The organism is Lentzea jiangxiensis (assembly GCF_900104175.1).
GTDB lineage: Bacteria > Actinomycetota > Actinomycetes > Mycobacteriales > Pseudonocardiaceae > Lentzea > Lentzea jiangxiensis.
Window position 1 is genome coordinate 230435 of the sequence record NZ_FNIX01000002.1, and the last position, 12522, is coordinate 242956.

9 protein-coding genes are annotated in these 12522 nt (G+C 70.3%); 7 read left to right on the forward strand and 2 right to left on the reverse strand.

The genetic code is table 11. The annotated features are described in order from the left end of the window. Nucleotides 1–75: 75 nt before the first annotated feature. Nucleotides 76–1053 carry an ABC transporter substrate-binding protein gene (locus BLQ91_RS08815; RefSeq protein ID WP_425412457.1) on the reverse strand — a complete coding sequence of 326 codons (978 nt, stop codon included), beginning with the start codon at nt 1051–1053 and terminating at the stop codon, nt 76–78. 158 nt (nt 1054–1211) lie between these two features. On the opposite strand from BLQ91_RS08815, the gene BLQ91_RS08820 reads away from it, so the two are divergent. The 6 genes from BLQ91_RS08820 to araA all read left to right on the forward strand — a co-directional run bounded on the left by BLQ91_RS08820 (nt 1212) and on the right by araA (nt 10766). Beyond that, nucleotides 1212–3683, forward strand: coding sequence for an alpha-L-arabinofuranosidase C-terminal domain-containing protein (locus BLQ91_RS08820; RefSeq protein WP_218130193.1), 2472 nt, complete (start codon nt 1212–1214; stop codon nt 3681–3683). After that, nucleotides 3680–5119 carry a family 43 glycosylhydrolase gene (locus tag BLQ91_RS08825; RefSeq protein ID WP_090096250.1) on the forward strand — a complete coding sequence of 480 codons (1440 nt, stop codon included), beginning with the start codon at nt 3680–3682 and terminating at the stop codon, nt 5117–5119. The genes BLQ91_RS08820 and BLQ91_RS08825 overlap by 4 nt, the downstream gene beginning before the upstream one ends. A gap of 108 nt (nt 5120–5227) precedes the next feature. Beyond that, a complete protein-coding gene (locus tag BLQ91_RS08830) occupies nt 5228–6214 on the forward strand; it encodes a LacI family DNA-binding transcriptional regulator (RefSeq protein WP_090096708.1) in 987 nt (328 codons plus the stop codon). A gap of 705 nt (nt 6215–6919) precedes the next feature. Next, nucleotides 6920–8593, forward strand: a complete 1674-nt coding sequence (araB, locus tag BLQ91_RS08835; protein ID WP_090096251.1) for a ribulokinase — start codon at nt 6920–6922, stop codon at nt 8591–8593. Next, nucleotides 8593–9246, forward strand: a complete 654-nt coding sequence (locus BLQ91_RS08840; protein ID WP_090096252.1) for an L-ribulose-5-phosphate 4-epimerase — start codon at nt 8593–8595, stop codon at nt 9244–9246. Before araB ends, BLQ91_RS08840 begins: the two co-directional genes overlap by 1 nt. Before the next feature lie 17 nt (nt 9247–9263). After that, nucleotides 9264–10766, forward strand: a complete 1503-nt coding sequence (gene araA / locus BLQ91_RS08845) for an L-arabinose isomerase (protein ID WP_090096253.1) — start codon at nt 9264–9266, stop codon at nt 10764–10766. Here the strand turns inward: araA and BLQ91_RS08850 are convergent. Next, nucleotides 10736–11563, reverse strand: coding sequence for an alpha/beta fold hydrolase (locus tag BLQ91_RS08850; protein WP_090096254.1), 828 nt, complete (start codon nt 11561–11563; stop codon nt 10736–10738). The two genes, araA and BLQ91_RS08850, sit on opposite strands and share 31 nt — an antisense overlap. A gap of 156 nt (nt 11564–11719) precedes the next feature. On the opposite strand from BLQ91_RS08850, the gene BLQ91_RS08855 reads away from it, so the two are divergent. Then, a complete protein-coding gene (locus tag BLQ91_RS08855; protein ID WP_090096255.1) occupies nt 11720–12487 on the forward strand; it encodes a hypothetical protein in 768 nt (255 codons plus the stop codon). Nucleotides 12488–12522 lie beyond the last annotated feature (35 nt).

The following is a 12522-nucleotide window of genomic DNA, read 5'->3' on the forward strand; positions in this document are numbered from 1 at the left end:
GGCCTTCGTCGGTGGGCCGCGGGACCCGTCACCGGATGCGCCGGGTGACGGGCCCCGCGGGGCTGCGGGGTGAACTCAGTACTGGCGCTGGGGCAGGGCGGTCTTCGCCTGCTCCTGGGTGAACGTGCCCTCCTCGGTCACGACCCGCGCCGGCACGTCCTCACCGGCGACGACCTTCTTCGCGAGGTCCATCAGCTGCTTGCCCAGCAACGGGTTGCACTCGACGATGAAGTTGATCTCGCCGTTGGCGAGCGCTGTCATGCCGTCCTTCACCGCGTCCACGGTGATGATCTTGATGTCCTTGCCGGGCACCTTGCCCGCGGCCTTGATGGCCTCGATCGCGCCCAGGCCCATGTCGTCGTTGTGCGCGTACACCACGTCGATCTTCGGCTGGGACTTCAGGAACGCCTCCATGACCTGCTTGCCACCGGAGCGCGTGAAGTCACCGGTCTGCGAGGCCACGACCTTGATGTCGGGCTTGGCGGCGATCTTCTCCTCGAAGCCCTTCTTGCGGTCGTTGGCCGGCGCGGCGCCGGTCGTGCCCTGCAGCTCCACCACGGTCGTGGGGCCGGACGCGTTGGCGACGAGCCAGTCGCCCGCCTTGCGGCCCTCCTCCACGAAGTCCGAACCGAGGAACGTCTTGTAGAGCGACGTGTCGTCCGAATCGATCGAGCGGTCGGTGAGGATCACCGGGATGTTGGCGCGCTTGGCTTCCAGCAGCACCGTGTCCCAGCCGGTCTCGACGACCGGGCTGAAGGCGATCACGGACACCTTCTGCTGGATGTAGGACCGGATCGCCTTGATCTGGTTCTCCTGCTTCTGCTGCGCGTCGGAGAACTTGAGGTCGATGCCGGCGGCCTTGGCCTCGTCCTGGATCGACTTGGTGTTGGCGGTGCGCCATCCACTCTCGGCGCCCACCTGGGCGAAGCCCATCGTGATGGTGCCACCGCCGTTGGACGGAGCAGTACCCCCACCACCTCCCGAGCTGCACGCGGTGAGCGCGCTCAGCAGGACCACGCTGGCGACGGTCGTGATCTTCTTCAGCACTGGGATTCCTCCGGTGTGACGACGGTGTCGCGGAGCTCCACCGCGTGTCCGCGGTTGTCAGGTGGACAAGAGTGAACGTTCACAACTTCTGCGTCAAGGCCTTGCTCGTAACGAGTTCGCAGCCCTATGTTAACGCTCACTTCCGAGTGAGGGAGGAAAATCCCGTGCCCCGCAAGCACGTCCTGCTGAGCGCCGCTCTCGCGGCCAGTCTCCTGGTCGCCGTTCCCGGCTCGGGAACGGCCGCCGACACCGATTACACGCTGAAGGTCGACGCCACGAAGAAGGGCGCGCCGATCGACGACACGATGTACGGCGTTTTCTTCGAGGACATCAACCGCGCCGCGGACGGTGGTCTGCACGCCGAGCTGGTGCAGAACCGCTCGTTCGAGTACGACCCTGTGGACAACGCGAGCTACACCGGACTCACCTCGTGGGCCCCGCACAGCGGCACGCTCGACGTCGTCGACGACAGCGGCCGGCTGAACGAGCGCAACCGGCGCCACCTGAAACTCGGCCTGCCCGCGGGCGTCATCAACTCCGGCTACAACAGCGGGATCGCCGTGCGGAGCGGCCAGCGCTACGACTTCTCGGTCTGGGCGCGCACCGACCAGGTGAGCACCCCGCTCACCGCCGCGATCACCGACCCCGCCGGCACACCGCTCGGCGACCCCGTGAAGATCGACGTCCGCGGCGACGGCTGGACCCGCTACACCGGCACCGTCCGCGCGAAGACCTCCTCGACGACCGGCCGGTTGCTGGTGACCGGTGGCGGCACCGGCACCCTGCGCCTCGACATGGTCTCGCTGATGCCGCAGGACACCTTCAAGGGCCACGGCCTGCGCCGCGACCTCGCCGAGAAGATCGCCGCGCTGAAGCCCGGCTTCGTCCGGTTCCCCGGCGGCTGCATCGTCAACACCGGCAGCCACCACGGCTACGAGGCGCCGAACTACGAGCGCCGCCGTTCCTTCCAGTGGAAGGACACGATCGGCCCGGTCGAGCAGCGCGCGACCAACTGGAACTTCTGGGGCTACAACCAGTCCTACGGCCTCGGCTACTACGAGTACTTCCAGTTCGCGGAGGACATCGGCGCCATGCCGCTGCCCGTCGTCCCCGCCCTGGTCACCGGCTGCGGGCAGAACCGCGCCACCGACGACCCCGCGCTGCTGCAGCGGCACGTCCAGGACACGCTCGACCTCATCGAGTTCGCGAACGGTCCGGCCGACTCCACCTGGGGCCGCAAGCGCGCCGAGATGGGGCACCCCGAGCCGTTCGGGCTCACCCACCTCGGCGTGGGCAACGAGGAGAACCTGCCCGACGAGTTCTTCGCGCGGTTCACCGAGTTCCGCAAGGCGATCAACGCGAGGTACCCGGACATCACCGTCGTCAGCAACTCCGGCCCGGACGACACCGGTGCCACGTTCGACCGCCTGTGGCAGCTCAACAGGCAGGCCGGCGTGAAGATGGTCGACGAGCACTACTACAACAGCCCGAGCTGGTTCCTGGAGAACAACAACCGTTACGACTCGTATGACCGCAACGGTCCCAAGGTGTTCCTCGGTGAGTACGCCTCGTTGGACAACAAGTTCTTCAACGCGCTGAGCGAGGCGTCGTTCATGACCGGGCTCGAGCGCAACGCCGACGTCGTGAAGCTCGCCTCCTACGCGCCGTTGCTGGCCAACGAGGACTATGTCCAGTGGCGGCCGGACATGATCTGGTTCAACAACCACGCGTCGTGGGGCTCGGCGAGCTACGAGATGCAGAAGCTGTTCATGACCAACGTCGGTGACCACGTCGTGCCGAGCACCGCGTCGGCCACGCCGTCCACCCGGGAGCCGATCACGGGCGCCATCGGGCTGTCGACGTGGGCGACGGCCGCGACCTACGACGATGTGAACGTCACCGACGCCGCCGGGCGGTCGCTGTTCAGCGACGACTTCTCCGCAGGCGACACCCGGTGGACCAAGTCGGGCCGGGGCGCGTGGAACGTCGTGAACGGCGCCTACGTCCAGTCCGACGCCGCCGCCGAGGACACCCTCGTCACGGCGGGGGACAGGACGTGGCGGGACTACACGCTGAACGTGAAGGCCACCAAGCAGTCCGGCCGTGAGGGCTTCCTCGTGGCGTTCGGCGTGAAGGACACCGGCAACTACTACTGGTGGAACCTCGGCGGCTGGAACAACACCCAGTCCGCGGTGGAGAAGGCGGTCGGCGGTGGCAAGAGCGTGCTGGTCTCCGACGGCACCCGCATCGACACCGGGCGCACGTACGACGTGCGCGTCGAGGTGCGCGGGCGGCACGTCGCGCTGTACCTCGACGGCCAGAAGTGGGGCGAGTTCACCGACGACGAGGTGGCCGAGCCGTTCCGCCAGGTCGTCACCCGCGACCTCACCACCGGCGAGCTGATCGTCAAGGTCGTCAACGCCCAGGACAACGCCGCCCGCACCCGCGTCGACCTCGGCGTGCCGGTGTCCTCCACCGCGCGGGCGACGGTGCTGCAGGGCCGCCCCGACGACGTGAACACCGAGTTCGCCCAGCCGATTCGGGCCCGCCACGAGCAGGTCGGGGTCGCGAGCAGCTTCACGCACACCTTCCCGCCGAACTCCGTCACGTTCCTCCGGATCAGGAGCCGCTCGTGATCAACCGACGATCCCTGCTGCGCACGGGCGGCGTCCTCGCCGCGACCGGAGCGCTCGCCTCGGCCGCGCCGGCCACCTCCGCCGCCGCCGAGCCCGAGGTGGAACTGACCACCCGCAACCCGCTCGTCGAGCAGCGCGCCGACCCGTTCATCACGCCGCCGACCGACGGCATGTACTACCTGACCGGGTCCGTGCCCGAGTACGACCGGGTCGTCATCCGCGGCGCGTCCACTCTGGACGGTCTGTCGTCCGCCCGGGAACGCACGATCTGGCGCCGTCCGGCGTCCGGGGCGATGGGCGGCTACATCTGGGCGCCGGAGCTGCACCGCATCGACGGGAAGTGGTACGTCTACTTCGCCGCCGGGGACGAGGACGAGCCGTTCCGCATCCGCACCTACGTGCTGGAGTCCGCGAACGCCGACCCGCGCGAGAGCGGCTGGGTGCTGCGCGGGCAGATGGTGACGGCGTGGGACACGTTCACACTCGACGCGACCACGTTCGCCCACCGCGGCAGGCGCTACTTCCTGTGGGCGCAGAGCGAACCCGGCATCGCCACCAACTCGAACCTCTACATCGCCGAGATGGCCTCGCCGCTGGCCCTGAAGACGGCGCCGGTGCGGATCGCGACGCCCACGCTGCCGTGGGAGGTGCAGGGCTTCAAGGTGAACGAAGGGCCCGCGGTGCTGATCCGCAACGGCCGCGTGTTCGTGACGTTCTCCGCGAGCGCCACCGACGCCCGCTACTGCATGGGCCTGCTGACCGCCGACGAGAACGCGAACCTGCTCGACGCGCGCTCGTGGACGAAGTCGCCGAACCCGGTGTTCACGACGAACACGGCAACCTCGCAGTACGGGCCGGGGCACAACTCGTTCACCACGGTGGGCTCGACCGATGTGCTGGTCTACCACGCGCGCGACTACCGCGACATCACCGGTGACCCGCTGTTCGACCCGAACCGCCACACCCGCGTGCAGCGGCTGCACTGGAATGCCGACGGCACACCGTCGTTCGGCGTCCCGGTCGGCCGCGGCGGCCCGATCGTGCGCTTGTCGCCCGGGGACGCACCCGCGCTGGTGGTGCGGCACCACGAGTACCGGTTGCGGGTCGACGGCAACGTCCGCGACGTCGCCGACAGCCAGTTCCGGTTCGTGCCGGGGTTCCTCGGCGCCGGTACGGTCGCGCTGCAGTCGGTGAACTTCCCGGACCGGTACGTGCGGGTGAGCCCGGACGCGATCACGATCGACCCGTTCGAGGACACCGACGCGTACGGCCGCGCGGCGAGTTTCGTTCGCCTGCCCGGCCTTTCGGACAGGAGCGCGGTTTCGCTGCGGGCCGGCACGGACACGTACCTGGCCCACGACAACGGCCGCCTGGTGTTGTCCAGACCTGGCGGTGACCGCGACGCGCGCCGACGTGCCACATTCCGGCTCGAATGAGTGGACAATGAGCACTGCATCGAAGCCGACCTGGTGTTATCGCTAACATCACCGGCGCAGATCAAGGATCGGAGACCGCCAGTGGAGAAGACCTCGCGTGACCCCGCGATGACCGATGTCGCACGACTCGCCGGGGTGTCGCACCAGACGGTCTCGCGTGTGCTCAACAACCACCCCAACGTGCGCGAGCAGACCCGGCTGAGGGTGCAGGCGGCCATCAAGGAGCTGGACTACCGGCCCAACCGCGCCGCCCGCGCCCTCGTCACCGGCAAAACGCAGCTCATCGGCGTGGTGGCGCAGAACTCGACGCTGTACGGCCCGGCCTCGCTGCTGTCGGCCTTCGAGGAGGCGGCGGGCCAGGCCGGCTTCGCCGTCAGCGTCGGCAGGGTGAAGGTGCTCGACCGCGGCTCGATCGCCGCGGCCGTCGAACGCCACCGCGACCAGCGCGTGGCCGGCATCGTCGTGATCGCCCCGACCTCCTCGGCCGCCGACGCCCTGGCCGACGTCCCGGCGGGCGTCCCGCTCGTGACCGTCGACGGCGATCCGGACCGCCCGACCCCGCTGGTCACCGTCGACCAGGCCAGGGGAGCCTTCGAGGCGACCATGCACCTGCTCAAGGCGGGCCACGAGACGGTCTGGCACGTCTCCGGCCCCGCCGACTGGTTCGACGCGGCGGGCAGGGTCGAGGGCTGGCGCCAGGCCCTCGACACGGCGAGCGCCGAGGTCCCCCCGGTGGTGGCGGCGGACTGGAGCGCCGCCTCGGGCTACCGCGCCGGCCAGATGCTGGCCCGCATGCCCGAGGTCACCGCCGTCTTCTGCTCGAACGACCACCTCGCCCTCGGCGTGCTGCGGGCGATGAGCGAACGGGGCAGGAGCGTCCCGCGCGACGTGAGCGTCGTGGGCTTCGACGACGTGCCCGAGGCGGCGTACTTCATCCCGCCGCTCACCACCGTCCGCCCGGACTTCGCCGCGGTGGCGCGGGAGACGCTCGGGCTGTTGCTGGAGCAGGTGAGCGACGGGGAGACGACACGGCCGCAGCGGACGATCGCGCCGATGCTGGTGTCGCGGGAGAGCGTGGCGCCGCCGCCCAAGTAGTCCGCGGGCAGGCCGTGGGAGTGGAGCCGCCGCTCCCGCCGGACGTCGGTGGGGCGGCGGTGCGGTGGAACGCCGCGACATAGGCCGGGGGACGTCCCGCGCCAGAGGCACCGGTGAGGCGATGGCATGCCGGCAGCGGCGAACGCCGTGCGCCTCGGCCTCGCCCGCTTCGCGCGGGGGCGTGTGACTGGCCGTCGGCTTCTTGCTGAGGCGGCACCGCCGACCTGGTCCACCTTCACCACGATGTGTCGGCGCGGGGGGCATGACCGGCGGTCGGCTTCTGCGGAATGCGGCACCGCCGACCTGCTCCACCTCTGCCACCAGGCGCCGGCGCGGCTGGACCGGGCGGTGTCGCTGCTCGACCCGAGCGGCAACGACTACGGCAAGGCCTTCTGCGGGAGATCTGGTGACCACCCGCCGCCGTCGTGCCTTTCCACGACTGCTCGCGGCGCCGCCCGCCGTCCTCTCCCGTGCTCGCCCCCGCTCGCCACAGGACCTCCTCAGCAGGTCACGCGACCAGTCCGCACCCTTCGGCTCCCCACGAGCCGGCCCTCGTCCGCGAGCCCCGTCCGCCGTGTCTGCGGCACCGCTGTGTTGTCGTGCGCTCACCCGTAACACATTTCGGCCGCTCCCAGGGAAATCACGATGTATCGGGCGCATCTTGACTCGCGGAATGTTAGCGATAACACTCAGGTCGTGACTGACATGACGATCGACCGCGACGCGTGTGTGGTGGGTGTCGACTTCGGCACGCTGTCCGGCCGCGCTGTGGTCGTGCGCGTCCGTGACGGTGCCGAGCTCGGGACCGCCGTGCACGACTACCGCCACGGAGTGGTGGACCAGGTTCTGCCCGCCACCGACCGGCCGTTGCCACCGGAGTGGGCGTTGCAGGTCCCATCCGACTACCTCGACGTCCTGCGCACCGCCGTCCCGCAGGCCGTCGAAGCGGCCGGCATCTCGGCGGACCAGGTGGTCGGCATCGGCACCGACTTCACGGCGTGCACGATGGTGCCGGTCACCGCCGACGGGACCCCGCTGTGCGACCTGCCCGAGTTCGCGGAGAACCCGCACGCCTACATCAAGCTCTGGCGCCACCACGCCGCCCAGCCGCAGGCCGACCGCATCAACGAGCTCGCGCGGCAGCGCAAGGAGCCGTGGCTCGCCCGCTACGGCGGGCTCATCTCGAGCGAGTGGGAGTTCGCCAAGGGCTTGCAGGTGCTGGAGGAGGCGCCTGAGGTCTACGCGGCGATGGAGCACTGGGTCGAGGCCGCGGACTGGATCATCTGGCAGCTCACCGGCACCTACACGCGCAACGCGTGCACCGCCGGGTACAAGGGCATCCTCCAGGACGGCCAGTACCCGGGCGAGGAGTTCCTGAAGGAGCTCAACCCGGAGTTCGCGCGGTTCGTCGCCGACAAGCTCGACCACCCGCTGTCCGCGCTGGGCGACAGGGCCGGATCCCTGACCGCGCAGGCCGCGGGGTGGACGGGTCTGAAGGAGGGCATCGCGGTCGCGGTCGGCAACGTCGACGCCCATGTCACCGCGCCCGCCGCACAGGCGGTGGAGCCGGGGCAGATGGTCGCGATCATGGGCACCTCCACGTGCCACGTGATGAGCGGCGACGTGCTGCGCGACGTTCCCGGCATGTGCGGCGTCGTCGACGGCGGCATCATCCCGGGGCTGTGGGGCTACGAGGCCGGGCAGAGCGGTGTCGGCGACATCTTCGCGTGGTTCCTGCGCAACCAGGTGCCGCCCGCGTACCACGAGCAGGCGGCCGAACGCGGCATCACCGTGCACGAGCTGCTCTCGGAACTGGCCGCACGGCAGGAAGTCGGCGAGCACGGGCTCGTCGCGCTCGACTGGCACAGCGGCAACAGGTCCGTGCTCGTCGACCACGAGCTGTCCGGCGTGGTCGTCGGCCAGACGCTCGCCACGAAGGCCGAGGACGTCTACCGCGCGCTGCTGGAGGCGACGGCGTTCGGCACGCGGGTCATCATCGACACCTTCACCGACGCGGGCGTGCCGGTGACCGAGCTCGTGATCGCGGGCGGCCTCACCAAGAACCCGTTGCTCATGCAGATCTACGCCGACGTCGTGAACCTGCCGCTGTCGGTGATCGGGTCGGCGCAGGGACCGGCGCTCGGCTCGGCGATGCACGCCGCGGTCGCCGCGGGTGGGTACAGCGACATCCGCGAAGCCGCGGCCGCGATGGGGTCGGTGCGGCGCAACGTCTTCACGCCCGTCCAGAAGAACGTCGAGGCGTACGAACGGCTGTTCCTCGACTACCTCGAGCTGCACGACTACTTCGGCCGCGGCGCCAACGACGTCATGCACCGCCTGCGGGGATACCGCCGCGACGCCCTGGAGGGGAAGAGCTGATGTCCGCCACGGCAGAGCTGCGGCGCACGGTCGCCGAGCTGCACCGCGAGCTGACCCGCTACGAGCTGGTGAGCTGGACGGCCGGCAACGTGTCGGCCCGCGTGCCCGACCAGGACCTGATGGTGATCAAGCCGTCCGGTGTCTCCTACGACGAGCTGGGTCCTCACGCGATGGTCGTGACGGACCTGCACGGCAAGCTCGTCGAGGGTGAGCTGGCGCCGTCGAGCGACACGGCCGCGCACGCGTACGTGTACCGGCACATGCCGGACGTCGGCGGAGTTGTGCACACGCATTCCCCTTACGCGACGGCGTGGGCGGCGCGCGGGGAGCCCATCCCGTGCGTGCTCACGATGATCGCCGACGAGTTCGGCGGCGACATCCCGGTCGGGCCGTTCGCGCTGATCGGCGACGACTCGATCGGCAAGGGCATCGTGGAGACGCTGCGCACCAGCCGGTCCAAGGCCGTGCTGATGCGCAACCACGGCCCGTTCACCGTCGGTGCGACGGCGAAGGCGGCCGTGAAGGCCGCGGTGCTGCTCGAGGACGTCGCCCGCACCGTCCACTTCGCACTCCAGCTCGGCAAGCCGGACGTGATCGACCAGCAGGACGTCGACCGGCTCTACGAGCGCTACCAGAACGTTTACGGCCAGTGAGCCCAGAAGGAGAGCACATGCCGGACAAGCCCCAGATCTGGTTCCTCACCGGCAGCCAGCACCTCTACGGCCCCGAGACGCTCGACCAGGTCGCGGCCCAGTCCCAGCAGATCCAGCGGATGCTCTCGGACTCCGGCCGGATCAGCGCGGAGATCGTGTGGAAGCCGGTCCTGACCGACTCCGGCGCGATCCGGTCGGTGATGCAGGAGGCGAACAACGACCCGTCCTGCGTCGGCGTGATCGCGTGGATGCACACCTTCTCCCCGGCGAAGATGTGGATCACCGGTCTGGACCTGCTGCGCAAGCCGTTGCTGCACCTGCACACGCAGCTCAACGAGGCGCTGCCGTGGTCCACGATCGACATGGACTTCATGAACCTCAACCAGGCCGCGCACGGTGACCGCGAGTTCGCCTACGTGCAGACCAGGATCGGGGTGGCGCGCAAGACCGTCGCGGGCCACGCGAGCGATCCCGTGGTGGCCGAGCGGATCGACGGCTGGGCGCGCGCGGCGGCCGGCGTGGCGCACCTGCGCGGGCTGCGGCTCGCCCGGTTCGGCGACAACATGCGCGACGTCGCGGTGACCGAGGGCGACAAGGTCGAGGCGGAGCTGCGGTTCGGCGTCTCCGTCAACACCTACGGCGTCAACGACCTCGTCGCCGTCGTCGACGAGGTGCCCGACGCCGGCATCGACCTGCTCGTCGCCGACTACGCCGAGGCCTACCGCCTCAGCCCGGAGCTGGCGCGCGGGGGAGAGCGGCACGAGTCGCTGCGCTACGCCGCCCGCATCGAGATCGGTCTGCGGTCCTTCCTGGACGACGGCGGGTTCGGCGCGTTCACGACGAACTTCCAGGACCTGGGCGGGTTGCGGCAGCTGCCGGGTCTCGCCGTGCAACGGCTGATGGCCGACGGCTACGGCTTCGGCGGTGAGGGCGACTGGAAGACCTCGGCGCTGCTCGCGGCGGTGAAGGCGATGGGCACCGGCACGGGCCGCGGCACGTCGTTCATGGAGGACTACACCTACCACTTCGGGCCCGGCGAGCCGAAGATCCTCGGCGCGCACATGCTGGAGGTCTGCCCGACGATCGCCGCCTCCCAGCCGTCCTGCGAGATCCACCCGCTGGGCATCGGCGACCGCGAGGACCCGGTGCGGCTGGTGTTCGACGCCGCGTCCGGACCCGCCGTCGTGGTCGGGCTCGCCGACATGGGCGACCGGTTCCGCCTGGTGGCCAACGAGGTCACGGTCGTCCCGCCGGACGAGCCGCTGCCGAAGCTGCCGGTCGCGCGGGCCGTGTGGAAGCCGGAGCCGTCGCTCTCGACGTCCGCGGAGTGCTGGCTCACGGCGGGCGGCCCGCACCACACGGTGATGACGCAGGCCGTCGGGGCCGAGGTGCTGCGCGACTTCGCGCAGATGGCCGCCACGGAGCTGGTGCTGATCGACTCCGCGACGACCCCCGCGTCGTTCGCCGACCGGTTGCGCTGGAACGCCGCCTACCACCGCCTGGCGGCCGGGATCAACTGACGGGCGTGGAACTCGGCTATCTGCCGCCACGTGGCGACGGGGTTGGAGTACATCGGGAGATGTCCGCTGTGCGGGATCTCCGCGAGCTCCACCCCGTTCGCGTCGAGCAGCGGCAGGTAGGAGAGCCCGGCGCACTGCTCGCCGTAGACGAACAGCCGCGGGCACGGCAGTGACAGGAACTTCGGCAGCAGGTCGCCGTGGTCGGCGAGCTCGACCATCGAGCGGAACAGCGTGGCCACGGCGCCGCGCCGCACCTTGTTCGGCAGGTTCGCCGCGAACAGGCCGCCGCCGTAGCAGGGCGAGTCGCGGCAGCTCTCGGCGAGCTGGAACAGGTGCTCGCCGGGATCGCGGTGCGTCAGCGCCTCCCGGCTGAGCACGCAGTCCTCCGGCGCGAGGATGCCCTTGATGTTCACGAAGCTCAGCACGCGGCCCGGTTCCTGGTGCGCGAGCAGCAAAGCCGTCAGCGCGCCGCTCGAGTGCCCGACGACGTGGAACCGGCCGATGCCCGCGCGGTCGAGCACGGTGCGGGCGGTGTCGGCGAGGAACGGCAGGTCGACCTCACCGAGGTCGGCGCACTCCGTTGCGCCGCAACCCGGTGCGTCGTAGGCGAGGAACGGGCGTCCGGCGAAGTCGTGCCGCTGGTTGACGTCGAGGTAGTCCTCCTTGCTCGTGCCGAACCCGTGCAGGAAGACCACCGGGGCGTCGGTGCCTCCCCGGCGCACCGACGCGACCTTGACGTTGACCCCGCGGACGCGCAGCGGGATCTGTTCGTGGACGACTCTGTCTGCCGACGGCATGGCTGTTCCCCGGATTCTTCGCAGGTGCTGACTGCGGCGGAATGAAGCGAGAGCATGCCATCGGCTGTGAACGCTCACAAGTAGTTGAACCCTTTACCTTTCCGGTCCGTATCCCGTTGTGCCGGCAGCAACGTCCCCTACTCGTGAGGTTCGAAGATGTCGAGAGCGCATGCACGACCGCAACGGAGCAAGCGGGTCATCGTCGCCGGAGTCGCCGTCGCGGCGACCCTGACCGCGGTGACGGCCGCCGTCGCCTTCGCCGGAGGGGAGACCGCGACCGGCTCGATCGCGTGCCCGCAGCCCGTCGTCGCGGCGGTGCCCGCCGCGGCGCAGGTCGAGGTGCAGCGGGAGCTCGCCAACCTCGACAAGCAGATCGCCGAGGCCGACGAGCGGCTCCGCGCCTCGGCCGGCGAGGGCGGGCCCGACTTCGTGCAGAACGCGATCCTCGGTCCGCTGGCGAGCAAGCGGGTCGCGGCGCTGAACCGCATCGAGACCGCCATCGGCCGGGTCGCCACCAAGCCGGAGGGGCTGGAGAGGTTCGCGACCTGCGGCCTCGGTCAAGCGCCGGCCGTGTCCGCGCCGCCGGCCACGTCCCGGACGTCCCCCGCGGGCTCCACCGGGTCGGCCGCGCCGGTCGCGGCCGGGACCATCGAGTGCCCGTCACCCGTGGTGCAGAACGTTCCCGCGGCGGCGCGGGCGGAGGTCGACCGCGAGATCGCCAACCTGGGCAAGCAACTGGCGGAGGCCAACGAGCGGCTCCGCACGTCCGCGGGCCAGGGCGGGCCGAACTTCGTGCAGAACGCGATCCTCGGTCCGCTGGCGAGCAAGCGCGCCGCCGCGCTGGACCGGATCGCGCTCGCCATCGGCCGCGTGGAGGCGCGGCCCCAAGGGCTGGAGCGCTTCGCCACCTGCTCGCTCGAGTAACTCTCCTCGGGGTTCGAGCGGCAGTCCCGTCTCCT

Coding starts and splice junctions, on each gene's coding strand:
- araB (WP_090096251.1), top strand. CDS start 6,920: ATGACGATCGACCGCGACGCGTGTGTGGTGGGTGTCGACTTCGGCACG.
- BLQ91_RS08850 (WP_090096254.1), bottom strand. CDS start 11,563: ATGCCGTCGGCAGACAGAGTCGTCCACGAACAGATCCCGCTGCGCGTC.
- BLQ91_RS08840 (WP_090096252.1), top strand. CDS start 8,593: ATGTCCGCCACGGCAGAGCTGCGGCGCACGGTCGCCGAGCTGCACCGC.
- araA (WP_090096253.1), top strand. CDS start 9,264: ATGCCGGACAAGCCCCAGATCTGGTTCCTCACCGGCAGCCAGCACCTC.
- BLQ91_RS08855 (WP_090096255.1), top strand. CDS start 11,720: ATGTCGAGAGCGCATGCACGACCGCAACGGAGCAAGCGGGTCATCGTC.
- BLQ91_RS08830 (WP_090096708.1), top strand. CDS start 5,228: ATGACCGATGTCGCACGACTCGCCGGGGTGTCGCACCAGACGGTCTCG.